This is a genomic window from Paralcaligenes ureilyticus, assembly GCF_004346225.1.
Lineage (GTDB): Bacteria > Pseudomonadota > Gammaproteobacteria > Burkholderiales > Burkholderiaceae_B > Paralcaligenes > Paralcaligenes ureilyticus.
Genome location: NZ_SMAJ01000009.1, coordinates 69,480 through 92,877, shown reverse-complemented (window position 1 = coordinate 92,877; position 23,398 = coordinate 69,480). Strand labels below are relative to the sequence as shown.

Annotated in this window: 18 protein-coding genes; 8 read left to right on the top strand and 10 right to left on the bottom strand. The window is 60.1% G+C overall.

From position 1 onward, the window contains the following. Positions 1-45: 45 nt before the first annotated feature. Positions 46-1,464: a PepSY-associated TM helix domain-containing protein gene (locus EDC26_RS12785; RefSeq protein ID WP_132583181.1), complete on the top strand. Its 1,419-nt coding sequence runs from the start codon at positions 46-48 to the stop codon at positions 1,462-1,464. On the opposite strand, the gene EDC26_RS12780 is transcribed toward EDC26_RS12785, so the two are convergent. Beyond that, positions 1,461-2,606 carry a DSD1 family PLP-dependent enzyme gene (locus tag EDC26_RS12780; RefSeq protein ID WP_132583179.1) on the bottom strand — a complete coding sequence of 382 codons (1,146 nt, stop codon included), beginning with the start codon at positions 2,604-2,606 and terminating at the stop codon, positions 1,461-1,463. The two genes, EDC26_RS12785 and EDC26_RS12780, sit on opposite strands and share 4 nt — an antisense overlap. Positions 2,607-2,841: 235 nt before the next feature. On the opposite strand from EDC26_RS12780, the gene EDC26_RS12775 reads away from it, so the two are divergent. Together EDC26_RS12775 and gluQRS are read left to right on the top strand one after the other, a co-directional pair. Further along, positions 2,842-3,303, top strand: coding sequence for a Smg family protein (locus EDC26_RS12775; RefSeq protein ID WP_132583177.1), 462 nt, complete (start codon positions 2,842-2,844; stop codon positions 3,301-3,303). 36 nt (positions 3,304-3,339) lie between these two features. Next, positions 3,340-4,353, top strand: a complete 1,014-nt coding sequence (gene gluQRS / locus EDC26_RS12770; protein ID WP_132583175.1) for a tRNA glutamyl-Q(34) synthetase GluQRS — start codon at positions 3,340-3,342, stop codon at positions 4,351-4,353. A 67-nt stretch (positions 4,354-4,420) separates the two neighbouring features. Here the strand turns inward: gluQRS and EDC26_RS12765 are convergent, their stop codons facing one another. Beyond that, positions 4,421-6,727, bottom strand: a complete 2,307-nt coding sequence (locus EDC26_RS12765; protein ID WP_165931026.1) for a GDYXXLXY domain-containing protein — start codon at positions 6,725-6,727, stop codon at positions 4,421-4,423. A gap of 62 nt (positions 6,728-6,789) precedes the next feature. Here EDC26_RS12765 and EDC26_RS12760 point away from each other — a divergent pair, with 62 nt between their 5' ends. Further along, positions 6,790-9,573 carry a DNA topoisomerase III gene (locus EDC26_RS12760; protein WP_132583171.1) on the top strand — a complete coding sequence of 928 codons (2,784 nt, stop codon included), beginning with the start codon at positions 6,790-6,792 and terminating at the stop codon, positions 9,571-9,573. Positions 9,574-9,707: 134 nt separating this feature from the next. Here the strand turns inward: EDC26_RS12760 and ilvB are convergent, their stop codons facing one another. Beyond that, entirely contained in the window at positions 9,708-11,456 is a 1,749-nt protein-coding gene (gene ilvB, locus EDC26_RS12755; protein WP_132583169.1) for a biosynthetic-type acetolactate synthase large subunit, read from the bottom strand. A gap of 209 nt (positions 11,457-11,665) precedes the next feature. Between ilvB and EDC26_RS12750 the strand changes: the two genes are divergently transcribed. Beyond that, positions 11,666-12,241 (top strand): SET domain-containing protein, encoded by a 576-nt coding sequence (locus tag EDC26_RS12750; protein WP_132583167.1) that lies wholly within the window; start codon positions 11,666-11,668, stop codon positions 12,239-12,241. Between the two features lie 107 nt (positions 12,242-12,348). On the opposite strand, the gene EDC26_RS12745 is transcribed toward EDC26_RS12750, so the two are convergent. The 6 genes from EDC26_RS12745 to EDC26_RS12720 form a co-directional block, all read right to left on the bottom strand. Further along, positions 12,349-13,125, bottom strand: a complete 777-nt coding sequence (locus tag EDC26_RS12745; RefSeq protein WP_132583165.1) for an SDR family NAD(P)-dependent oxidoreductase — start codon at positions 13,123-13,125, stop codon at positions 12,349-12,351. A 42-nt stretch (positions 13,126-13,167) separates the two neighbouring features. After that, positions 13,168-13,563 (bottom strand): PCC domain-containing protein, encoded by a 396-nt coding sequence (locus EDC26_RS12740; RefSeq protein ID WP_132583163.1) that lies wholly within the window; start codon positions 13,561-13,563, stop codon positions 13,168-13,170. Beyond that, the gene (locus EDC26_RS12735) at positions 13,550-14,101 is read right to left on the bottom strand and encodes a PPC domain-containing DNA-binding protein (RefSeq protein WP_132583161.1); all 552 of its coding nucleotides are present in this window, start codon (positions 14,099-14,101) and stop codon (positions 13,550-13,552) included. Before EDC26_RS12735 ends, EDC26_RS12740 begins: the two co-directional genes overlap by 14 nt. A 150-nt stretch (positions 14,102-14,251) precedes the next feature. Continuing rightward, the gene (locus EDC26_RS12730) at positions 14,252-15,880 is read right to left on the bottom strand and encodes an acyl-CoA synthetase (protein WP_132583159.1); all 1,629 of its coding nucleotides are present in this window, start codon (positions 15,878-15,880) and stop codon (positions 14,252-14,254) included. After that, positions 15,877-17,049, bottom strand: a complete 1,173-nt coding sequence (locus tag EDC26_RS12725) for an acetyl-CoA acetyltransferase (protein ID WP_132583157.1) — start codon at positions 17,047-17,049, stop codon at positions 15,877-15,879. The genes EDC26_RS12730 and EDC26_RS12725 overlap by 4 nt, the downstream gene beginning before the upstream one ends. A gap of 56 nt (positions 17,050-17,105) precedes the next feature. Beyond that, positions 17,106-17,906: an IclR family transcriptional regulator gene (locus EDC26_RS12720; RefSeq protein WP_132583155.1), complete on the bottom strand. Its 801-nt coding sequence runs from the start codon at positions 17,904-17,906 to the stop codon at positions 17,106-17,108. 238 nt (positions 17,907-18,144) lie between these two features. On the opposite strand from EDC26_RS12720, the gene EDC26_RS12715 reads away from it, so the two are divergent. Genes EDC26_RS12715 through EDC26_RS12705 form a run of 3 tightly spaced genes read left to right on the top strand, consistent with a single transcriptional unit; the run spans position 18,145 to position 21,854 of the window. After that, the gene (locus EDC26_RS12715) at positions 18,145-19,161 is read left to right on the top strand and encodes a TRAP transporter substrate-binding protein (RefSeq protein ID WP_132583153.1); all 1,017 of its coding nucleotides are present in this window, start codon (positions 18,145-18,147) and stop codon (positions 19,159-19,161) included. A gap of 9 nt (positions 19,162-19,170) precedes the next feature. Continuing rightward, complete coding sequence (locus EDC26_RS12710; protein ID WP_132583151.1) at positions 19,171-21,054, top strand: TRAP transporter large permease; 1,884 nt, start codon at positions 19,171-19,173, stop codon at positions 21,052-21,054. Beyond that, positions 21,051-21,854: an SDR family NAD(P)-dependent oxidoreductase gene (locus tag EDC26_RS12705; protein WP_132583149.1), complete on the top strand. Its 804-nt coding sequence runs from the start codon at positions 21,051-21,053 to the stop codon at positions 21,852-21,854. Before EDC26_RS12710 ends, EDC26_RS12705 begins: the two co-directional genes overlap by 4 nt. On the opposite strand, the gene EDC26_RS12700 is transcribed toward EDC26_RS12705, so the two are convergent. Further along, positions 21,847-23,346 (bottom strand): AMP nucleosidase, encoded by a 1,500-nt coding sequence (locus EDC26_RS12700; protein WP_132583147.1) that lies wholly within the window; start codon positions 23,344-23,346, stop codon positions 21,847-21,849. The two genes, EDC26_RS12705 and EDC26_RS12700, sit on opposite strands and share 8 nt — an antisense overlap. Positions 23,347-23,398 lie beyond the last annotated feature (52 nt).

Here is a 23,398-nt window from a genome sequence, read left to right as displayed (position 1 = left end):
ACCCCACGTCCTCAGAGCCCTTGCCCGCACAGGAAACCAAACGACATGAATACCCCCACTTTCACGACCCACGCCACGACGGCCCAACGCCACGCACAGCAACGCTACCAGATGCTCTGGCGCTGGCATTTTTATGCCGGCCTGTTTGTCATGCCGCTATTGCTGCTGCTGTCCATTACGGGCACGCTTTACGTGTTCCAGCCTCAAATCGAAGCCCTGCTGTATCCCAACCGGCTGTTTGTCGCCGTACCCGCCCAAGATGCCGCGCGGCTGTCCTACAGCGATTTGGCCCAGGCCGCGCAGGCGGCTCTGCCGGCCCAGTCCAGCCTGTTGCGCGTCAATGTCGACAACACGGCCGATCGCAGCGCCGAACTGGTTTACAAGTTGCCATCGGGGCGCAAGACCAGTATCTACCTGAACCCTTATAACGGCCAGGTGCTGGGCCGCCTGGATGTCGACCGGCGCTTCATGAAAGTGGTCCGCAACCTGCACCGCGACCTCATGCTGGGCCGATGGGGCGGCATCCTGATGGAGCTGGCGGCAACCTGGACACTGGTCATGCTGGCCACGGGGATCGCACTTTGGTGGCCCGATAAATCCAGCCAGGCCGTCAGATCCAAAGGCAGGCTGCGGCCCCGCGCAGAGCTCCAGGGGCGCCTCTGGTGGCGCGACCTGCACACCGTCATCGGTATCTGGTTTGCCGCCGGGGCCTTCTTTTTTGTGTTGAGCGGCATGCCCTGGTCGGGTGTCTGGGGCGCAAACGTCAAGGCGCTGGCCACTTCGATGAGCTTTGGCTATCCCGCGAGCGGAGTTCGCACCGGACACGTACATAGCGCGCGGCCCGGGCAAACCAAACTGGCCGACGAGCCTTTCACGCAAACCCCCTGGGCCACGGGCGACACGGCTGTGCCGCAATCCTCCCACGCCGGACACGGCCGCGCATCCCTGGATCAGATCATCGCCGCGATCCGGCAGGCCGGGCTGGCGGGTGGCTACGAACTGGCGGTGCCGCAAACCATGGACGGCGTATTCACGGCTTCGTACTACCCCGCCGACCCGCAGGGCCAGCGTACGCTTCATCTTGATCCATACACCGGCGAAGTGGTTGCACAAACCCGCTATGCGCAATACGGCTTCCTGGCCAAGGCCATTTCGCTGGGTACGGCGTTGCACATGGGTCAACTGGCGGGGCGCATCAACCAGATTGTGTGCGCCGTCATCGCACTGGCGCTGGGCGCGCTATCGTTGACCGGGCTGATCATGTGGTGGAGCCGGCGCCCGCGCGGCACACTGGCCGCACCCGCCCGTACCGCTTCGGCCGGCAGAACCCTGGGCTGGAAACTGGGACTCGGGGCATTGGGGCTAGTATTCCCGCTCATGGGCCTGACCCTGATACTGGTCGCGCTGCTGGACTGGTGGGTTTTCGCCCCCAAGCGCGGGCGCCGCGTGGCCTCGGCCGCTTAACGGCTCAGCCCCCGGGCGCTAATGGGCCACACCGCCTCAACCTGCTGGCCGCGCACCACCACGATCGAGTCATGCAAATTGAAGGTGGGATCGCAATGCCCCGGAATCAGGCGCACCTGAGCGCCCAAGGCGGGGCGGCTCTTCGCATTTGCGGCCTGCAAAATGGTGTGTTCGTCGTTGATGGCCAGGCAACTCCAGCCGCTTGACGCATCGGCCGGCTGGGGCAACCCGCTTTCGGCGCTGGTTGACTTCAAGCCCATGTCGACGATCGCCCGTTCGGCCGTGGGGGTACTCATCACTGTGCCCAGCAAAAACAGGCTGTGCTTGAACGACAGCGCATGACCCCAATCATTGCTGGCGTAATCACCGTCCATGAAGGGGTATGAGCCGGCCTGGATTTCGGTAAAGACCTTGCTCCCCACATCGAAAGCCGCGGAGCCGGTGCCTCCGCCCGTGACGATCGGACACGGAATCGCGGCTTGTTCAAACGCACTCAGGAACGCGCGGATCACCTGCAGCGTCTTGTCGCAGGATTTTTTGCGCTGGTCCAGCGAGCGCTTGTGCTGCAAGCCGCCGTGATAGGCTTGCAGACCAACGAATTCGACATTGGGCAGTTGCTGGGCAAGCCGTGCCAGCGCGAGCGCCTCATCGGGGGTTTGCACCCCGCAACGCTTCTGTCCGACATCGATTTCCACCAGAACCGCTATCGAAGCAGACTGTACCCCCATGGCGCCCGACAACGCGTGAAGGGCCTGTGCATGATCGACGCAGACACTGACCCTGGCCTGCCGGGCCAGGCGCGCCAACAGCGCCAGCTTGGCCGCACCCACCACCTCATTGCTGATGTGAATATCGCGCACACCGGCGGCCACGAACGGCACGGCTTCGCTAACCTTCTGGCAGCATATGCCCTGCGCGCCCAGAGCGATCTGGCGCAAAGCGATTTCGGGGCATTTGTGAGCCTTGGCATGCGGACGCAAGGCCACGCCGTTGCGCTCAGCCAGAACCTGCATGGTGCGCAAATTTTCTTCGAACGCGTCCAGATCCAGTATCAGGCTGGGCGTATCGATGTCGGCCACTACGCCGCCCACGCGCGCCGCCGGCGGCAAGGGCACGCCCTCTGCCCGCTTCTGCTCTTCCATAAATCGCACTCCCGTGTGTTATAGAGTAGCGGCCTGTGGCGCCCGCCCCGATATTTTCTTGTGAAATGCAAGATTTAACATCTTTTGAGGCAAATGGATAGCGCACCGGTGTATTTTTCAGGCCGGGTGTCGGGGCGGGTTGCTCAGGATGCCAAATCAGCGTACAGTCGATTCTGACTTTACCGGTTAACCCTTAATTTATTTGCTGACTCTGTATAGGGCAACCTGAATCGCCATGTTCGATATATTGGTTTATTTATTCGAAAATTACTACACTCCCCAGGCGTGTCCGGAAGCCGACATTCTGGCGCACAAACTGGCGGCGGTAGGCTTTGAACACGACGACATCGATGAAGCGCTCGGCTGGCTGTACGGCCTGGCTCAAACCACCGAGCAGTGCGTCGAGCTTGCGCGCAGCCCGCAAAACGACAGCCTGCGCGTCTATACCGAATACGAGTACCAAACCCTGGGAACCGAAGCCATCGGCTTCATCAGCTTCCTGGACAACTCCGACGTATTGCCCGCCGTGCTGCGCGAAATCGTTATCGACCGCGCCCAGGCAGCGAACGAATCGCCCATCTCGCTCGAAAAGATAAAGATCATTGCCCTCATGGTGCTCTGGAGCCAAGAGGCCGAGATCGACCATCTGGTTCTCGAAGAGCTGCTCACCGACGACCAGTCGCGGCTATCCCACTAAAGCCCGCGCAGGGCGCCCGACCCGGGCTCCAAGACCATGCACAGTTATACCGGCCGCTTCGCTCCCAGCCCCAGCGGCCCGCTGCATGCGGGGTCGCTGGTGGCCGCCATGGCCAGCTATCTGGATGCACGCGCTCACCAGGGCCGGTGGCTGCTGCGCATCGAAGATATCGACACGCCCCGCGTTGTGCCGGGGGCCGACCGTCTCATCATGGGACAACTTCAAGCCTTGGGGATGCAGTGGGATGAGGCCGTCGTCTGGCAGTCGCACCGCCATGCGGCCTATCAGGCGGCCTTTGACGCTTTGGCCACGCAGGGCCTCGTTTACGGCTGTGCCTGCACGCGCAAGGAGTTGTTTGCGGGGATTTATCGGGGGGGTGGCGGCGAGGAGATGGAGCCAATGGCATCGATGGCACCCACAAGGGGTGCCGCTACGGGTGCCGCCACGGGTACCGCGACAAAAGACATGCCCGTGAATCATGTAGCGGCACCCCTTGTGGGTGCCAATGCAGGCGTCGATACGGATGCTGCATTGGCACCATATCCAGGCACTTGCCGCAACGGCCTGCCTCCCGGCCGCACAGCGCGCGCCTGGCGTTTTCGCGTATCCACCGGAATCGAACGGTTCGACGATCGGTGGCTGGGCGCCCAGCAACAGGACGTGGAGCGCGAGGTGGGCGATTTCATTCTGAAACGCGCCGACGGATTGTGGGCCTACCAATTGGCCGTGGTCGTCGATGATACCGAGCAGGGCGTCAGCGATATCGTTCGAGGCACCGACCTGTTAAGTTCTACCCCGCGCCAACAGATGCTGGCCCGCCATCTGGGCCGGGCCTTCCCGCGGGTCATGCATGTGCCGCTCGTGATCGACACGCAAGGCCGCAAGCTATCCAAACAGAACCATGCCCCCGCCCTGGACTGTACACGCCCGCTGGCCATGCTGAATGCCGCCTGGCAACAACTGGGCTTTGAGGCCGTGGCTGTGCCCGATAAGCAGGCGTTCTGGGCGGCGGCGCAAGGGCGGTGGGCGGCGCGCTTTTCTATTGCGTGATTCCATTTTTATTGTGGTGATGGCACCCACAAGGGGTGCCGCTACGGGGTGCCACGAAGGCAACAATCTACAAAGGTTTGAGGTCAGCGTCCAGTAAATGGGTCAACAGTCCAACACCGTTGGCGGCCACACGGAACTCTCCGTATTTGGCATGCTCGTATCGCCGCCTCTGGCCTTCCGGAAAAAAGTACGCGTTGGTGACAATGCGCACACCGGCATCGCGCAAGCGGAATTCAAGCAATATCCCTTTGCCGCGGCCAGCCGCAAGCTGTACGGCCTGCAACTGATCGACTCCTTGTGCATCGGGCTGCAAAACCAAATAGCCGCCACCCGCGCGGCGAATCTGCCGCCCCTCGTCAGAGGCGTCAATCAAACGCAGCAGTGGGCGAGCCACGGCGAAGTCAAGCGCCATATAGTCGCCCTGAATCAGGGAACGGGGATCGGCGGGCGTCAGTGCCAGCACCACGCGCTGCCCCGAGCGCAGTATTTGCTCACGCAGGTAAATGCCGCCATTGACCGCCAGAAGAACGACCAGAAGGCCACCCAGTACACCCACCTGGCGCCATGTCGGCGGCCTCGCCAGGGATGGAGCGGTGCGCGCCGGCGGGCGGCGCGAGCGCAACAACACCCATAGCCCTATCGACAAGGCGCCGCTGGCGGCCAGCCACATCGCCTTGTCCGCCAGGCCGATATCCAGGAAATAATAAAATCGCCACAAACTCGCCAACAGGCCAAGCACGCCAAACCCCAGCAGGCTGCGCCGCCCCAGCGCAAACCCTACGATCATCCACACCAGAGCCACCCCGATGCCCGCAAAAGGGGTCACACAAGCCAGGCCTTGCGCGGTCAGGGCCAACGCCCACGCCAAAGGCGACCAGATATCGCGCCTCCTGTCCTGCGCGGCGGCATAAAAAGCCCCCAGGGCGGCTGCGAACAGCAGGAAAAGACGCCAATACACAGGGATATAGGCAGCCTGGGTTGACCACTGGGTTGACAATGGGCCGACCATATCCAGATCGAGCACCCGATACCAGTGGGGCCAGGTCAGGATCAGGTCGGCCCATAACACCAGAATTGCCGCAAAAAATCGAAGGATAGAGTTGGCACCCAGGCTATACACCACGATTCCCATCGCCAGTACCACCAGCGCGAGCATTCCCGATGACAACGATCCGTACCAGCCCAGGCTGCCCAGCAACAGCCCTGCCGCGGCCAGGGCCGCCGCAGCCTCGTGTACGGCTCCCGCCGGGCGGGCCCGCAATATCAGCAGGCCCGCGCCGCACAACACGACTCCGGCCAGCGCAAACTGGCCCATATCCAGATCCAGGCCGATGGCCAGCAGGGCAATGATCAAACCCGCAATCACCCACATGACGACTATCCGGAATGCGCCAATAAACCAGGGTTCGCGCACAACATCACCCTCCGAGGGCGGCTGATCTCCCGGGCTTTTGACCGCAAGCTGGGCGCGCAATCGACGTAACAGGAGGGTGCCCAATACCATCAACACGACGACCATCGCTGACAATCCCGGCACGCTATAGGGCAAAACCGTTAGTACATCGATGGCCACCATCATGAATGCGGCCAGACCGGCCAGACTGACCATGGCCGGGTCGCGGCGCCTACAGGTATAGATCCTGTAAAGCACGCCGGCGGCTCCCAGGCCAAGCAAGATCAGCCACTGCAAGCGATACTTGCCGGCCGAACCGGGGAAATCGAAATACATCAGTTGCGCAACGATCAGCCAACCCAGCAACGTTGCGCACAGCACTCGCGGGCCAATACGCCAGCGGTCATCAAATTGCTCGATCCACCATTCCCAGCACCACAGTAGTACACCATTCAACACCGCCAGGCTCAGGCAGGTTTGCAAATAAATATCGATGCCCGCAAACCACGCGACCCCCGTCAAACCGGCATGCAAAACCACGCCCGCATTCAGGATCAAAGCCCAGAGCAGGCCCAAAAATACCGTTCGCACTACAATCAGCCATGGAAGCACAAGAACAGACCACCACGCGAACAGCTCCCAGGCATCGGCGCCTGTCTGATATATTTGACCTACAAGCGCCAATAAAGCGCCCACTAGCACACCGCCCAAGCCCATTAAATGGGCCGGAACGGAAAAATTCTGGTCTTTATGCTTGAGGGACCGCCGCTCGATCAGCCACGCTATCAGCACGATCACCGCCAAACATGCTTGCGCGCCGGCTAACTTCTGAAAAGCCGTCGCGTGCGGCCAATTGGCCGCAACCCAGCAAATTGCGGCGCTCGCGAGCCATAATGAGCCGAGCGAAAACGCCGTTTTTCGGAAGAATTCCGCCCAATTTGGGGCAAAGGATTGGATTTTTTGATGACCCTGGACTTGCATAGTGCGATTCTCCGCTCGTATCATCCGCGCTACGACCGCCGAAATGAAGTCACTGGAAATTCATGAACAAAACGCTGATTATTGCCGAAAAGCCGTCGGTTGCCCTAGATATATCCCGCGCCCTGGGAGGATTTACCCGGGACGGCGACTATTTTGAAAGCGAGCAATTCGTACTCTCCTCCAGTGTGGGCCATCTGCTGAGCCTGGTCGCGCCCAATGATCCGGTGCGCGGCAAATGGAGTTTTGCCCATCTGCCGGTGATTCCGCCCCAGTTCGAGCTTGGGCCGACCGATAAAAGATCGGCCGAACGGCTCAAGCTGCTGGTCAGGCTGCTCAAGCGCAAAGACGTGCACGCCGTCATCAACGCCTGCGACGCAGGGCGTGAGGGTGAGCTGATTTTCCGCTACATTGTGCAATATTCGGGCGTCAAGAAGCCCATACAGCGTCTGTGGCTGCGTTCCATGACGCAGTCGGCCATTCGTGAAGCCTTCGCCAACTTGCGCGACGACGAGGATTTAAAGCCTCTGGAAGCGGCGGCCCGATCACGCGCCGAGGCCGACTGGCTGGTCGGCATCAATGGTACGCGGGCCATGACCGCCTTCAATAGCAAAGACGGCGGGTTCTTCAAAACCCCTGTGGGTCGCGTCCAAACGCCCACCTTGGCCATTGTCGCCGAGCGCGAAGATCGTATCCGCGCATTCGTGCCGCGCGCCTATTGGGAAGTTCATGCCACTTTTGTTGCGGCGGCGGGGTTTTATACCGGACGCTGGTTCGACCCCAAATTCGCCAAAGACGAAACCGACCCCGAGCAGCGCGATGCGCGGCTATGGTCGCAGACGGCGGCCCGCACTATCGTCGCGGCTTGCCGCGACCAGCCGGGGCGGGTCAGCGAAGAATCCAAACCGTCGACGCAGTTGTCGCCCGCACTGTTTGACCTGACCTCATTGCAGCGAGAAGCCAATTCGCGTTTTGGCTTCTCGGCCAAAACCACGTTGTCGCTCGCTCAAACGCTATACGAACGCCATAAGGCGCTGACCTATCCCCGTACCGATTCGCGCTACCTGCCCGACGATTATCTGCAAACCGTCAGGCAAACCATGCAGGCACTGTCCGAAGGTGGCTCCGCCGCGGCGGCCAGTGTGCGGCCCTTTGCCTCCACCGTATGCAAGAATGAATGGGTCAAACTCAATCGGCGGATCTTCGACAGCAAAAAGGTGTCGGATCACTTCGCCATTATTCCTACACTGCAGATCCCGCGCGACCTGAGCGACGCCGAGGGCAAAATCTACGAACTCATTACCCGGCGCTTTCTGGCGGTGTTTTTCCCGGCGGCCGAGTTTCACCTTACAACACGCATCACCCAAGTCTCGGGGCACCATTTCAAAACCGAGGGCAAGGTGCTCGTCAAGCCGGGCTGGCTGGCCATTTACGGCCGCGAAGCACAAGGCGACGAAGCCAATCTGATCGCTGTCGCTCAAGGCGAAACCGTCAAGACCGACGAAATCGAAGCCAAAGAACTGGTCACCAAACCGCCTGCGCACTATAACGAAGCTACTTTGCTGTCGGCCATGGAAGGGGCGGGCAAGCTGGTCGACGACGAAGCGCTGCGCGAAGCCATGTCCGAGCGCGGACTGGGCACCCCGGCCACGCGGGCCGCCATCATCGAGGGCTTGTTGAACGAAGGCTATTTGCGCCGCGAAGGACGCGACCTGATCGCCAGCGCCAAAACGCGCCAGCTCATGACCCTGCTATCGGGCCTGGGTGTCAACGAACTGACCTCTCCCGAACTGACAGGTGAATGGGAGCACCGCCTTAAGCAAATCGAACACCGCGAGCTCGACCGCGAAGCCTTCATGCGCGAAATCGCGCAAATGACACAGGTTATTGTCAAACGCGCCAAAGAATACGAGCGCGATACCGTGCCCGGCGATTACGCCACGCTTTCCACACCCTGCCCCAAATGCGGCGCCGTCGTTAAAGAAAATTACCGCCGCTACGCCTGCACCAGTTGCGACTTCTCTATCGGCAAGCACCCGGGCGGACGCACCTTCGAAATCGCCGAAGTCGAAGAACTGCTTAGCAAACGCACATTGGGCCCCCTGCCCGGATTCATCAGCAAAATGGGCCGGCCATTCGCCGCTCTTTTGCGGATTACCGACGAATATAAACTCGAGTTCGATTTCGGCCAAAACGACGAAAAGGACAGCGAACCCGTCGACTTTTCGGCTCAAAGCTCATTAGGGGCGTGCCCCAAATGCGGCAACCATGTCTACGAGCATGGAATGAACTACGTGTGCGAGAAGTCGGTGGGACCAGAGAAAAGCTGCGACTTCCGGTCCGGAAAAATGATTCTGCAACAGGAAATTTCCCCAGAGCAGATCCGGAAGTTGCTCACCGAAGGCAAAACAGATTTGCTCGCCGGCTTTGTTTCCAGCCGCACCAACCGTAAATTCAAGGCCTTCCTGGTCAAACAGGACAGCGGCAAAATCGGTTTCGAATTCGAGCCCCGAGCCGAAAAGCCGGGCCGCAAAACAGCGGCCAAGACGGCAACCAAGCCAGCCGCAAAAACGGCCGGCAAGGCCGGGACGAAACGGGCGACGAAAGCGGCTGGCGATACTGTCAGCGACACCGATCAGGCCAAGGCCGGCACAGCAAACGGAAAAAAGGCCGCCACCAAAACAGCGGTGAAGAAAACGGCCGGGAAAGCCACCAAAACAACCCGGAAAACGGCGGCGAAAACGGCTAAGACAGGTGCCCGGAAAACCGCCGGCAAAACCACCGCGAAAAAGACCGTTGCGCAAACGGAGGGCTCCAGCGCCGCGGCGGAGGATGATCCGCCGTTTTGAGTGTAGCGACAGGCCTTGTGCCTGTCATCCATGCAAGATACCGCCTCTTCAATGGCGCACATGCCACCCACAAGGGGTGGCGCTACAGGGCTGGCGCTACATCACGCGCGCCTCAATCCCCAATCACGCACCCCTCAATCTTCCACATACCAGGTGTCTTCCGACAGCATGACCTGCTGATGGCCGCAACCGGCGGGCATCATGGGGAAGCAGTTTTCCTGCGCCAGCACCACCACATCCAGAAAGAAGGGGCCCGGGTAGGCCAGGCATTGCGCCAGGGCGGCGTCCAGCTGCGCCGGGTCCTCGACACGCGCCGCCCCCCAGCCAAAGGCTTTGGCCAGGGCCACGAAATCGGGCAGCGAGGCGTTGTAGCTATGGCTATAGCGGCCTTCATGTATCAATTCCTGCCACTGACGCACCATCCCCATGTGTCCGTTATTGCATAGCACGACCTTGATCGGCGTTTGATGCTGGATGGCGCTGGCCAACTCCTGGATATTCATCAGCACCGAGGCATCGCCGCTTACGCAGACAACCAGTTTGTCGGGATGCGCGATCTGGGCGCCGAAGGCAGCCGGCACGCCATACCCCATGGTTCCCGCGCCGCCCGAGGTCAGCCAGCGATTGGGACGATTGAACTTGATATATTGCGCGGCCCACATCTGATGCTGGCCCACGTCGGTAGAGATGATGGCATCGGTGCCGGTCAAGGCATGGTCGATCCGCTGCATCAGGTGCTGCGGCAAAATATGCTCGGTCGACGGCACGACCTTCAGGCAATCCCGCGCACGCCACACGCCTATGCGCTGCCACCAGGCATCAAGGCGGCCAGCGGGCAGATCGGCCTGCCCCAGCTCTTTGCGCAAGGCGCGCAGCAGCGGATAGCAATCGCCCACCATCGCCACGTCGGCGCGCACCACCTTGTTGATCGAAGCGGGATCAATATCGATGTGGATTTTGCTGGCGTGCGGACAGAAATCCGACAGGCGGCCGGTAATCCGGTCGTCGAAGCGCGCACCCACGCAAACAATCAAATCGGCATGATGCATGGCCAGGTTGGCCTCCAGCGTGCCATGCATGCCCAGCATGCCGACAAAGAGGGGATCGTCGGCCGGGAAGGCGCCCAGTCCCATCAGCGTCAGGGTGCACGGCGCACCCACTTCCTGTACCAGGCTTGCAAAGACCTGGCATGCGTCTATGCCCGAATTCACCAAGCCGCCGCCGCCATAGAATACCGGCCGCCGGGCATTGGCAATCAAGGCCGCCGCCCGTTTGACGGCGGCTTCAGCCACCGGGCTCGCCGCCTCGAGGCCAACAGACGGATTAGCGCTTTCGCTTTGAGTAAAGTCGGCAGGCACTGGGCCAATCTGGATGTCTTTGGGGAAATCGAGCAATACTGGGCCGGGCCGGCCCTGCGTCGTCAAGCGATAGGCCTTGGCGACAATGGCGGCCACGTCTTCGCTGCGCCGGATCTGCGCATTCCATTTCGTGACGGGGCGCGAAATGCCCACGGCGTCGCACTCCTGGAATGCGTCGGTGCCGATTGCGCCGGTGGCTACCTGACCGCTAATGCACAAGACCGGAATGGAATCGCACAAGGCATCGAGCAACCCTGACGTGGTGTTGGCCATGCCGGGCCCGGAGGTGACCAGGACCACGCCGGGACGGCCGGTAGAGCGCGCATAACCCTCGGCCGCATGCATGGCCGCCTGCTCGTGGCGCACCAGCACGTGATGAATGCGGGGCTCGGAATAGAGCGCATCATACAGGGGCAGCACAGCCCCCCCCGGATAACCAAAAATGGTATCGACGCCGTGGTCGATCAGGGTCTGCAACAGAACTTGCGCGCCGGTGCGGCTGAGTGCTTCAGTAGAAATATTCACGAGATGGCCGAATAATCACAAATAAGATACGCTATTGTCGCGTATTATTCACTACCCTGTTATTCCACTTTTAATCAGCCGTGCACGGTGCCCGCTTTACTTGTCCGCTTGGCCGTATCGATGGCAACCACAAGGGCTGCCGCTACACCTGCGCTTCGCTTTCGCGTTCGCGATTGACTGGAAATGGAACAATCCTGTAAAGCCATCTTATGACCGATTCCCCCGTGCCCTGGCACACCGTCAGACAATCCACCCTGCATGGCACCGGCGTCTTCGCCGCGCGAAACATCAAGGCCGGAACCCGCATTATTGAATACGCCGGCAAACGCATCAGCCCTGAACGGGCCGACGCCTTGCATCCGGTCAATCCCGACGATCCCTTCCACACGTTCTTCTTTGCCATCAGCTCGGGCAAAGTCATCGACGGCGGCGACCACGGCAACGACGCGCGCTGGATCAATCACTCCTGCGCCCCCAACTGCGAAGCCCAGGAAAGCGCCAAAGGCAAGCATGTATATATCGTTGCCTTGCGCGATATCGCATCAGGCGACGAGTTGTTCTATGACTACGGCTTGGTCATGGACGAAAAAATCACCCGGAAGCTGCGCCGGGAATATCGCTGCCTGTGCGGTGCCAAAACCTGCCGCGGCACCATGCTGGCGCTGCCGAAAAAAGCCAAATCGAAAGGAGCCGAGGGGAAAAAGCCGGGGTCGAAAAAACCCGACGGGAAAAAGTCTGAAAAGAAGAAGTCTGATGAGAAAAAATCCGGCAAGAAAATGAAATAGGGTGATGCGTGTGGCAGCCACAAGGGCTGCCGCTACAAAAATCGCCCATCGCTTGTAGCGGCAGCCCTTGTGGCTGCCATTCTTTACCTCGTAAAAAAACCCGCCGCCTAAGCCGCGTGATGGCTTATCAGGCCTGAACTATCGTAGCCGCCGTCTACGGCAATGATCTGGCCGGTTACGTAGCTGGATTTCGTACTGTCGAGCAGCCAGTTGGCGGTGCCGCATAGCTCTTCGGGCGCGCCGTAGCGATGCATGGGAACCGCCGCGTTCCACTGCCCGCGCGCCTCCTGGGTGTGCATCGCTTTGACCATCGGCGTATCGATAGGGCCGGGCGCGATCGCATTGACGCGTATGCCGAACTCGGCCAGTTCATTGGCCATGACCCGGGTCATGGTAATGATTGCGCCCTTGGAGGCCCCATAAGCCGTGCGGCCGTAGCTGCCACGCCCTCCCGACACGGAAGAGATGTTCACGATCGCGCCTGTGCCGCGCTGCTTCATTTTGAGCGATACGGCTTTGGCGACGATAAATGAACCGATCACATTGACGTCGAGAATTTTTCGAAAGGCCGTCGCTTCGGTTTGCAAAAAAGGGACCACCGCGGCAATCCCGGCCGAATTGACCAGGCCGGCAACCGGGCCGAACTCGGCTTCGCACCGGTCGATCGCCGCCGCCACCGCCGCTTCGTCGGTCACATTCACCGCCACACCGCGAATCCGCGACGGGTCCGGCGACTGGAATTCCTTTTCAACCGCCGCCACACGCTCCGGCAGCAGATCCATGACCAGCACCTTCCAGCCGTCTGCCAGCAGCCCACCGACCAGAGCCAGGCCAATCCCGGACGCACCGCCCGTCACCACCACCACACCAGATACTTTACTCATCGTTTTTCGCCTATTCATTAACTGAGATTGCGGGTCGCCCGCTTAATATTCAAAAGACTGTTCCACCACCCACTCTTCCATGACCACTTCGATCGTCATGCAGGCAGGGTTGCGGCCCGTGACGAATTCCCCCGCGTGGATGGCTCCAAACGTATCCAGCACCGCCCCCGTGAGGCGGGCCCGCGGATTCCGGCCGGCCTCAGAGGAAATCTCGCCGCTCAGATGAAGGATTTCAACTGCCGGGCCTGGCATATCCTCTTGCTTGCCCGGCCCCACGGCCACGCAGCCATGCGCCAGACTGCCCAGCCCGCCGCGCACCAGCGCGCGTGTCAGGCCCGCATCCATGAACGCCTTTTCCAGACTCTGCACCAGATCTTCGTTCGGATGAATGCGCAGATAGAAAATCCGACCGGTATGTCCTTGTTCAATCAGGTGCATGATGTGCCTCGCGATAAGTGGGCTGGAATACCGTCGTTTTGACTTCCGGGTCGACGCCGATCACAAGATTCAGGAAATCGAGCGCATGCAGGTAGGCCACGCCGTCTTCGCCGATAAGACAGTCCTCGGTCAGAAAATGGCCTCCGATCATGTCGCCGGCCGGCGTCACCACAAAACCGTGGCAATGTATGAAATAGCCGCCTTGCTGGTCGGCTCCGACAGTGGCCCCTGATCCAATCAGCAACGACGGCTCCGACAGCGTGCGGGGCGGCGAATAGGCCGCGAGCGGCTCATCCCCGGTTCCCTCCCGCGTCATGCAATAACGCAAGCTGTCCAGCCTGAGCGTCTTGATGCTTAACGCGGCGGTCTTGATCTTCAGCGCCTTCAATGAATGCACCACCGACGCGTACAGCGTTTCACCGCGGCACAAGGGGATCCGATACGTCTTTTGATCGCGGCCAGCCAGCACATCGCGGCGGACCGGCGAAACCGGCCCTGCATGCTTCAGCAACTGGACGCGTTCTGCTTCGATCGTCATGTCTGTCCTTTCATTCTCCATCGATGGCACCCACAAGGGGTGCCGCTACATGATTCACCGGTTTATAACCACACCTTCCGTATCTGTAGCGCCACCCCTTGTGGGTGGCAAAACCGTTTGCAATCAGACGGCACCGCCCACACGAATCCATCACGGCGCGGACAGCGCGCCGCGGTTCAGCAGCTCCTGATAAACCAGCTTCTTGGTGATCTTGCCATACCCGGATTTGGGCAGCTCGGGCCAGATCACTATCTGCCGGGGCTGCTTGTAGCGCGCGATATTCGCCTGCACCCAGGCCTGGAATGCCGCCGCGTCCCATTGCGCATTTTCCTTCAGCACGCAGACCATCACGCCCACCTCGCCCCACTTCGGATCGGGCACCCCCAACACGCACACTTCCTTGATGGCCTCGTGCGTAAGCACCTTTTCTTCTATCTCGCGCGGATAGATATTGGATCCGCCCGAAATATACATATCGGACTCGCGCCCGGTAATGTAAACATAGCCTTGCTCGTCCATATGCCCCAGGTCGCCGGTGCGAAACCACCCGTCGCGAAAGGCCTTGCGATTGGCCTCGGGGTTGTTGTAATAGCCGGCGAATACGGCCGGGCCGCACACACATATCTCGCCGGATTGATGGGCGTCCAGCAAACGGCCGTCGGCATCCTGAATCGACACCTGCATACCCGTGCGCGCAAATCCGCAAGATCCCGACCGGATCATTTGTTCATCATCGGCGAAGTGCTCGCCCGCCGGCAGTACGGTGATATTGCCCGTCACTTCGCCCAGGCCGTAATACTGAACCAGGACCTGGCCCAGGCAGGCGAGCGCACGCTTCTGATCGGCCCGATACATGGGGGCACCCGCATAAATAATGTGCCGGAGCGTAGAGTGATCGTAACGGTTGACGCTTTCGTGGGCGACCAGCATGTTCAGAATGGTGGGCACCGTAAAAAAATTGCTGATCCGATATTTCTCCACCCAGCGCCACGCGGTTTCGGGCGAGAATTTCGGTTGAACAGAAAGTACGGTCGCAGCCCCGCGCGCCACCTGAGCCAGAAAATGCACCCCGGCGCCATGCGACAAAGGCGCCACCACCAGGCTGGCATCGTCGGCACCCAGGCCAGGCATCAGGTCGCAAATATGATTGGTGATCACAAAGGCCATTTGCCCGTGGGTGAGGACCGCCGCTTTCGGCTTGCCAGTCGTGCCCGAGGTGAAAAAGAACCAGCAGGGATCGTCGTAATCGACCCGCTCGGCGGGCTGCCGCCGCAATGGTTTTTCGGCCAGTTTCGCCGCGACCAGATCATCGATCGATTCCGGCGCAAACGATGCCGTGCCGATCCGCGCAAACAACTTCAAACCCACTATGTCGCGGGCAATGTCGGCATGCTGCGGAAAATCGGCGTGACAGATAAACGCCGAAACGCCCGCGCTTTGCGCCAGATACGAAACATCGCCGGGTGTAATGCGGAAATTGGTCGGCACCCATACCGCACCGATGCGAAAGGTGGCCAGCATGGCTTCGAGCAATTCGCGGCAGTTGGACGAATGGATCAAAATGCGATCGCCCTTTTGCAAACCCTTGTCCTGAAACACCTGCGCCAATGCCTGAACGCGCTGTTCCAGTTCGCCCCAGGTGGTGACGGCTTCGTCGCACACCAGCGCGGGCCGATCCGCCAGCCGGCTCGCCGTCTGGCTGGCAAAGGTGGCCAGATTCATGACCCGTCGCGACATGGGGCGCACACCGCCCACCGGATCGTGTACGTCTTGCGTCATTTAACGCGCTCCAGGATGCTGACATAGTTGGCCACGGCCGCACCGCCCATATTGAACACACCGGCCAGCCGGGCATCGGGAATCTGCATGTCGCCCGCCGTATTGGTCAGTTGCATGCAGGCCATGACATGCATGGACACGCCGGTGGCTCCGACCGGATGCCCTTTCGATTTGAGTCCGCCCGACGGGTTGACCGGCAAGCGCCCGTCTTTGCGAGTGATCCCTTCCTGCACAACCTTGTAGCCCTCGCCCCTGGCCGCCAGGCCCATCGCTTCGTATTCGATGAGCTCCGCAATCGTAAAGCAGTCGTGCGTTTCGACCAGGTCCAGGTCGTCGAGCGAAAGATGAGAGGCCGCAAGCGCCTGGCGCCAGGCACGCGCGGCGCCTTCGAACGCAATCGGGTCACGCCGGCTAAGCGGCAAAATATCATTGACTTGCTGACGCGCCTTGAACCGGATGGCGCGCTGCAAATGGGCGGCGAACTCTTCATCGGCTACGACAATGGCCGCCGCGCCATCGGAAATCAGCGAACAATCGGTGCGCCGCAAGGGCTGCGCCACGTAGGGATTTTTTTCGGAAACATCGTTGCAAAAATCAAAACCCAGATCCTTGCGGATTTGCGCATAAGGGTTGCTTACACCGTTATGATGGTTTTTGGCTGCAATCATGGCAAGCTCGCGGCTTTTGTCGCCATAGCGATCAAAATAGTTTTGCGCAATCTGGCCGAACAAACCCGCAAAGCCCCCCTGGATGCCGGCCTCTTCCTTGCGATAGCTGGCATTCAACAAGATATCGCCAATCTCCGGGTTTGGCCGGCTGGTCATTTTTTCGGCGCCTATCACCAGCGCCACATGTCCGCGCCCTGCCTCGATGAAGTCCATCGCGGCATACAAGGCGGCAGAGCCCGTCGCACAGGCATTTTCAAGCCGGGTCGCCGGTACGTGCGCCAGATCCGGATCGGCCAACGCGACCAGGGCGCCCTGGAAGTCTTGCTTTTGAAAACCGTTGTTCATTACCCCAACATAAATGCCATCGACCTCTTTGGCCGTGATGCCGGCGTGATCCAGCGCTGCGCCCGACACCCGGGCCATCAGAGCCTCGGTGTCGGGTTCAATAAGCTTGCCAAACGGGATGTGCGACCACCCGACGATGACGGCCTTGTTTGTCATGAAAATCTCCTTGTTGCCTACGGCATGAATGATTGATGAAGCGGCACGCCTGAAAACTAGCGGTTTACCGCCAGCGATTGTTCAAGCTTATCGGCTTCTCGTCTAAGCAATTTGTACAGTTCGGCTTCCCGATCGGGCCCCAGCCGGCCCTCGACCGTCGCAATACTCAAAGCGCCAATAACCTCGCCCTGGCCGTTGCGCAACGCCACGCCGATGCCCAGAGAGCCCGCCAGGATCAACCCGGGATTGACCGCATAGCCTTTGGCGCGCGCCTCCTCGACCAGCCGCACCATGAGGGCGCGGCTGAATTTGGGGTAGGTGGCCATAATGTATTCAATATTGTGCTGTATGCAGTAATCCACCTCGGCATCGGAGAGCGCGGCCAGCATGGCCTGGCTGCCCGCCCCCACGCCCAGCGGGTGGCGATCTCCGGCCAGCAGCGCATGCGACTTCAAGGGGTAGTCGCCCTCTTCCCGAAGCACGCAAACGGCATTGGTATCTTGCCGAATCGAGAAAAACGCCGTGTCGCCGGTTTCCTGCGCCAGCCGGGAAACATGCTTGGCGGCCACCTTATGCAAACCGAACCGGGCGGACGCGATCAAACCCAGAGCGTGGCACCCCGCCCCCAGGTAATAGCGCCGGGTTTTGTTGTCTTGTTCGACCAACCCTTCCGCAATCAGTGCGGTCGTAAGCCGGTGCGTGGTGGATTTGATCAACCCGGCCTGTTTGGTCAGCGCAGACAAACCGACCCCTTCGTTGCTGCTGCGGGCAATACAGCGCAACACCTTGATGGCGCGGTGAATGGCCTGGGCGCCCGAAGCCTGCCGCGGCGGGGACGGGCTTTTTGTTTGTTCCATATAGTGGACCTATAAACCGGAGGACTGACTTCTACTTCGATAATTCTACGTAACAGCCAATGATTGTCAACGATTTTTAAAGAAATTTAATTATATGGGTTCCATAACGTAGAATTGAGTTATACAATAACTTGGTTGTTAGTGCTTGCCCGAGTGGCCTGTCACGCCGAAATACCGGAAGATACCGATAACCCCCCATCTATCAACGGACCAGACCAGGGTCCAAGGAGACAAACAAATGAAATTGAATCGCCGTTCGTTCATGCTGACCACCGCCGGCGCAGGCGCCGCCATGATTGCCGCGCCACTTCAAAGCGTACTGGCTGCGACAACCTTCCGCTACAAATACGCCAACAATCTGCCTGTTACACACCCCATGAACGTACGGGCCAAGGAAATGGCCAAGAAAATCGAAGAAGAAACCAAAGGCCGCTTCAAACTGCAAATTTTCCCCAGCAGCCAGCTAGGCTCCGATACCGAAACCCTGAACCAGTTGCGCTCGGGCGCGGTGGAATTCTTTACGCTTTCGGGGCTGATCCTGTCGACCCTGGTGCCGGCGGCCGCCATCAGCGGAATCGGCTTTGCCTTCCCCAATTACGACACGGTCTGGAAAGCAATGGATGGCGATCTGGGCGCCTACATACGCGGAGAAATCGAAAAGAGCGGCCTCGTGGTCATGCAGAACATCTGGGATAACGGCTTTCGCGAAGTCACGACCAGCAACAGGCCCATCAACTCGGCGGCCGATTTCCGCGACCTGAAAATCCGCGTGCCGGTCAGTCCGTTATGGACATCCATGTTCAAGGCCCTGAAATCCGCGCCTACCAGCATTAACTTCAATGAGGTGTATTCAGCGCTGCAAACCAAGGTGGTCGACGCCCAGGAAAATCCCCTGGCCATCATCCAAACCGCCAAACTCTACGAAGTACAAAAATACTGCTCCCTCACCAACCATATGTGGGATGGCTTCTGGTTCCTGGGCAACCACGACGCCTGGAATCGTCTGCCCAAAGACATCCAGGCCATCGTTGCCAAACACATCAACGAAGCCGGCCTTAAAGAGCGCGCCGATGTCGCCGGTTTGAACGACGAGCTGCAGAAAAAGCTTACCGGCGAACACATGGTATTCAATACCCCCAACACGGCCCCCATCCGCGACGAATTGCGCCAGGCCGGCTTCTACGCCGAATGGAAGAAAAAATTCGGTGATTCCGCGTGGGCCATATTAGAGAAATCGGTCGGCACCTTAGCCTAAGGGCCGGCCATGCTGCTGCCCGCATCCGACCCTCAAGTCCCAGGCGTCCATCAGCTTCGAGAAAGTCCAGCCTGGCTCACCAGGCTGGACAACGTTCTCGGATACCTGGTGGAGATCCCCGTTGCCCTACTGGTGGTCGCCGAAGTCGCCATCCTGTTCTCGGGGATTTTCGCGCGGTACATATTAAATACCCCTCTGATCTGGTCCGACGAACTGGCTTCGATACTGTTCTTGTGGTTGGCGATGCTAGGGGCAGCGGTCGCTTTCCGCCACGGCGAACACATGCGCATGACCGCCCTGGTCAACAAGGCGTCGCCTAAAACGCGCGCTTTCCTGGACGTGTTTGCCGTATTGGCCTCGCTCGTATTCGTGCTGCTCGTCTTGCTTCCCAGCGTTCTGGCGACCCGCGACCAAGCCGTCATCACCACCCCGGCCATGAATCTAAGCCTGGCATGGCGCACCGCGGCGCTTCCCGTCGGCTTGCTGTTCATGGGGTGCTTCGCCCTCATCCGGCTCTACAAAGTATCCGACTACCGCATGGCTCTCAAGGCCATGGCGTTGATTTTGATCATCGGCTTGGGCTTGTACCTGCTTAGCCCGATGTTCGAAGAACTAGGCAACTACAACCTGCTCATCTTTTTCGTAGGCCTGGTGGCTCTCGGCGTATTCACCGGCGTACCTATTGCGTTCGCTTTCGGTTTGGCCACTTTCGCCTATCTGGTGCTCGGCACCACCGTTCCGGTGTCGGTTCTGGTCAGCCGCATGAACGAAGGCATGTCCCACCTCATTTTGCTGGCCGTACCGCTATTCGTATTCCTGGGCCTGCTCATCGAAATGACCAGCATGGCGCAGAAAATGGTGTCGTTCCTGGCCAGCCTGCTGGGGCATGTGCGCGGCGGCCTGTCCTACGTGCTGGTGGGGGCCATGTACCTGGTGTCGGGCATTTCCGGCGCCAAGGCAGCCGATATGGCGGCTATCGCGCCGGTGCTGTTCCCCGAAATGAAGAAAAGGGGCGCCGACGAAGGCGAGCTGGTCGCGCTGCTATCGGCGGCAGGCGCACAGACAGAAACCATTCCGCCCAGCCTGGTGCTCATCACCATTGGTTCAGTCACCAGTGTCTCGATTACCGCGCTCTTTACCGGCGGCTTGCTGCCCAGTGCAGTGCTGGGCATCATGCTGTGCCTGGTCGTGTGGTACCGCAATCGCCACGAAGACCTCAGCGGCGTCGTGCGTTCAAACGCCGGGGAAATCTTCAAAGGCTTCATTATTGCGCTTCCGGCCCTGGCCTTGCCTTTCGTCATCCGCGCCGCGGTGGTCGAAGGCGTGGCCACCGCTACCGAAGTTTCAACCATAGGCATTGTTTATTCCTGCCTTATCGGCTTGCTGGTATACCGGCGTTTCGATTTTCGGCGCCTCTACCCGATGCTGATCGACACGGCTTCCCTGTCGGGCGCCATTTTGCTGATTATCGGCGCCGCCACGGGCATGGCCTGGGCGCTGACCCAATCAGGGTTTTCAAGCGACCTGGCCGACTTCATGGCGACCCTCCCGGGCGGCGGCGTGACCTTCCTCTGCGTTTCCATCGTTACCTTCATTTTGCTGGGCAGCGTTCTCGAAGGCATCCCGGCCATCGTGCTGCTGGGACCTTTGCTGTTTCCCATTGCCGAAGAGCTGCACATCAACGACGTGCACTACGCCATGGTAGCCGTGCTGTCGATGGGCATAGGGCTGTTTGCGCCGCCATTCGGCGTGGGTTACTACGCCGCCTGCGCCATCGGCCGCGTAGCCCCAGACAAGGGCATCAAACCCATCATCGGCTATCTGTGTTCGATTGCCGTCGGCCTGATCATTGTGGCGGCCTTCCCTTGGCTATCTACGGGTTTTCTGAAATGAGCGATCAACGACTGGCAAACCGCATTGCGCTGGTATTCGGGGCAGGCTCGATCGGCGAGGGCTGGGGCAACGGCAAGGCCGCCGCGGTCGCCTACTCCCGCGCCGGCGCAAAAGTGGTGGCGGTCGACCTGAACAAAAAAGCGGCCGACGAAACACGCGACATCATTCTGGCCGAAGGCGGCCAATGCGAGGCCTATGCCGCCAACGCGACAAATTCGGAACAGGTGCGCCTCATCGTGGCCGAAACGCTGGCCCTGCACGGCCATCTGGACATACTGCACAACAACGTGGGCATGGCCAAAATGGGCAGCGTCACCGATCTGAGCGAGTCCGACTGGGATCTGGCGCTGGCGGTCAACCTGAAAAGCGCCTTCCTCACCTGCAAGCACGTCCTGCCCATCATGCAGGCGCAGAAAAGCGGTTGCATCGTCAATATTTCCAGCCTGGCCGCCATCCGCTATACCGGCTATCCCTATCCCGCCTACTACGCGGCCAAAGGCGGCCTGAATCAGCTAACGGTTGGCCTGGCGCTGGAATATGCCGCGGCGGGCATACGCGTCAACGCCATCATGCCCGGGTATATCGATACGCCGCTTATCTACAAAGATATTTCGGGGCAATACGCCAGCCGCGAAGAAATGATTGCCGCGCGCAACGCGCTGTGCCCCATGGGGAAAATGGGCAGCGCCTGGGACATCGCCAACGCCGCGGTATTCCTGGCCTCTGACGAGGCCCGCTATATTACCGGCGTCTGCCTGCCGGTCGATGGCGGCGTGCACATGGCCACCGGCCCTACTTGAAAGCCGTTTCAATAAAGCTGCGCAGCTTGCGCGAGTGCAGGCGTTCGCGCGGCATGTCGCGCAGCATTTCAAGTGCGCGAATCCCGATATGCAGATGCTGGGCGACCTGGGTCCGGTAAAAGTCGCTGGCCATGCCGGGCAGCTTGAGCTCGCCATGCAAAGGCTTGTCGGACACGCACAGCAAGGTGCCATAGGGCACGCGAAAGCGAAAGCCGTTGGCGGCGATGGTCGCCGACTCCATGTCCAGCGCAATGGCCCTGGACATGGAAAAGCGCTGCGCCAGCTCACGATGATCGCGTAATTCCCAATTGCGGTTGTCGATGGTCGCCACCGTACCGGTGCGCATGATTTTCTTCAGCTCCCATCCCGACAGGCCGGCCACCTCGGCGACAGCCTGCTCCAGCGCTATCTGGATTTCGGCCAGAGGCGGGACCGGCACCCATAGGGGCAGATCGTCGTCCAGCACATGATCCTGACGCACGTAACCGTGGGCGAGCACATAGTCGCCCAGCCGCTGCGTGGTGCGCAGCCCCGCGCAATGCCCCAGCATCAGCCAGGCCGAAGGGCGCAAGACTGCAATATGATCGGTAATCGTCTTGGCGTTCGATGGCCCCACGCCGATATTGATCAGCGTAATGCCGGTGTGATTCTCGCGCACCAGATGGTAGGAGGGCATTTGCGGCATGCGGGCGGGCGGGCGCCCGCTGCGCTCCGCGTCCGGGCCGCGCGGCGTCGCCATATTGCCCGGCTCGACCAGGGCGGTATAGCCGCCTTCGCCCTGTATCAGCGTCTCGCGCGCCCATTGGCAAAACTCATCGACATAGAACTGATAATTCGTGAACAGGACAAAGTTCTGGAAGTGCTGCGGGTCGGTGGCCGTATAGTGCTTGAGGCGATGCAGGGAGTAATCCACCCTGGGCGCCGTAAACGGGGCCAGCGGCGTGGGTTCGCCGCTGCGGCCCTGCCAGGTGCCGTTAACGATGGCATCGTCGGTGACCTCGAGATCGGGCACATCGAAATGATCACGCAAGGAATCGCCCGGCGTGTCGGCGTAAGCGCCTTCTATATATTGCCCGTCGGCAAAGGCGAAATGCAGCGGAATCGGCATGTTGGATTCGCCGATTTCAACCGGAACGCCATGATTTTTCAACAATAAACCGATTTGCTCCTTCAGATAGTCGAAATACAGCGCAGGCTGGGTCACCGTGGTCATGTAGGCGCCCGGCTCGCCCACGTGCCCGTAGGACAGGCGGCTGTCAACGCCCTGATAGGTACGAACCTGGATGCGTATGGCCGGATAATAGGCCCGCACACGCTGCGATTTGGTGAACCGGCCCGCCGCATATTCGCCAAAGGCGTCCCGCAAGAATGCGGTATTGCGGGCGTAGATCTCGACCAGTCGCTCGACAGCCGCCTGGGCATCGGAAAATCCGGCAAACGGAATCAACCCGGGCAGTATCGGAGGGCTTTCAAAGCCAGGAGCATCAAGCATGCGAAATCATCCAGAAAATCGGAGGCCGGGAACGGCCGGTGCCCCAAATATC

Coding starts and splice junctions, on each gene's coding strand:
- EDC26_RS12780 (WP_132583179.1), bottom strand. CDS start 2,606: ATGGAAGAGCAGAAGCGGGCAGAGGGCGTGCCCTTGCCGCCGGCGGCG.
- EDC26_RS12745 (WP_132583165.1), bottom strand. CDS start 13,125: ATGAGTAAAGTATCTGGTGTGGTGGTGGTGACGGGCGGTGCGTCCGGG.
- EDC26_RS12775 (WP_132583177.1), top strand. CDS start 2,842: ATGTTCGATATATTGGTTTATTTATTCGAAAATTACTACACTCCCCAG.
- EDC26_RS12725 (WP_132583157.1), bottom strand. CDS start 17,049: ATGACAAACAAGGCCGTCATCGTCGGGTGGTCGCACATCCCGTTTGGC.
- EDC26_RS12740 (WP_132583163.1), bottom strand. CDS start 13,563: ATGCACCTGATTGAACAAGGACATACCGGTCGGATTTTCTATCTGCGC.
- EDC26_RS12705 (WP_132583149.1), top strand. CDS start 21,051: ATGAGCGATCAACGACTGGCAAACCGCATTGCGCTGGTATTCGGGGCA.
- EDC26_RS12735 (WP_132583161.1), bottom strand. CDS start 14,101: ATGACGATCGAAGCAGAACGCGTCCAGTTGCTGAAGCATGCAGGGCCG.
- gluQRS (WP_132583175.1), top strand. CDS start 3,340: ATGCACAGTTATACCGGCCGCTTCGCTCCCAGCCCCAGCGGCCCGCTG.
- EDC26_RS12710 (WP_132583151.1), top strand. CDS start 19,171: ATGCTGCTGCCCGCATCCGACCCTCAAGTCCCAGGCGTCCATCAGCTT.
- EDC26_RS12760 (WP_132583171.1), top strand. CDS start 6,790: ATGAACAAAACGCTGATTATTGCCGAAAAGCCGTCGGTTGCCCTAGAT.
- EDC26_RS12720 (WP_132583155.1), bottom strand. CDS start 17,906: ATGGAACAAACAAAAAGCCCGTCCCCGCCGCGGCAGGCTTCGGGCGCC.
- EDC26_RS12785 (WP_132583181.1), top strand. CDS start 46: ATGAATACCCCCACTTTCACGACCCACGCCACGACGGCCCAACGCCAC.
- EDC26_RS12750 (WP_132583167.1), top strand. CDS start 11,666: ATGACCGATTCCCCCGTGCCCTGGCACACCGTCAGACAATCCACCCTG.
- EDC26_RS12765 (WP_165931026.1), bottom strand. CDS start 6,727: ATGCAAGTCCAGGGTCATCAAAAAATCCAATCCTTTGCCCCAAATTGG.
- EDC26_RS12715 (WP_132583153.1), top strand. CDS start 18,145: ATGAAATTGAATCGCCGTTCGTTCATGCTGACCACCGCCGGCGCAGGC.
- EDC26_RS12730 (WP_132583159.1), bottom strand. CDS start 15,880: ATGACGCAAGACGTACACGATCCGGTGGGCGGTGTGCGCCCCATGTCG.
- EDC26_RS12700 (WP_132583147.1), bottom strand. CDS start 23,346: ATGCTTGATGCTCCTGGCTTTGAAAGCCCTCCGATACTGCCCGGGTTG.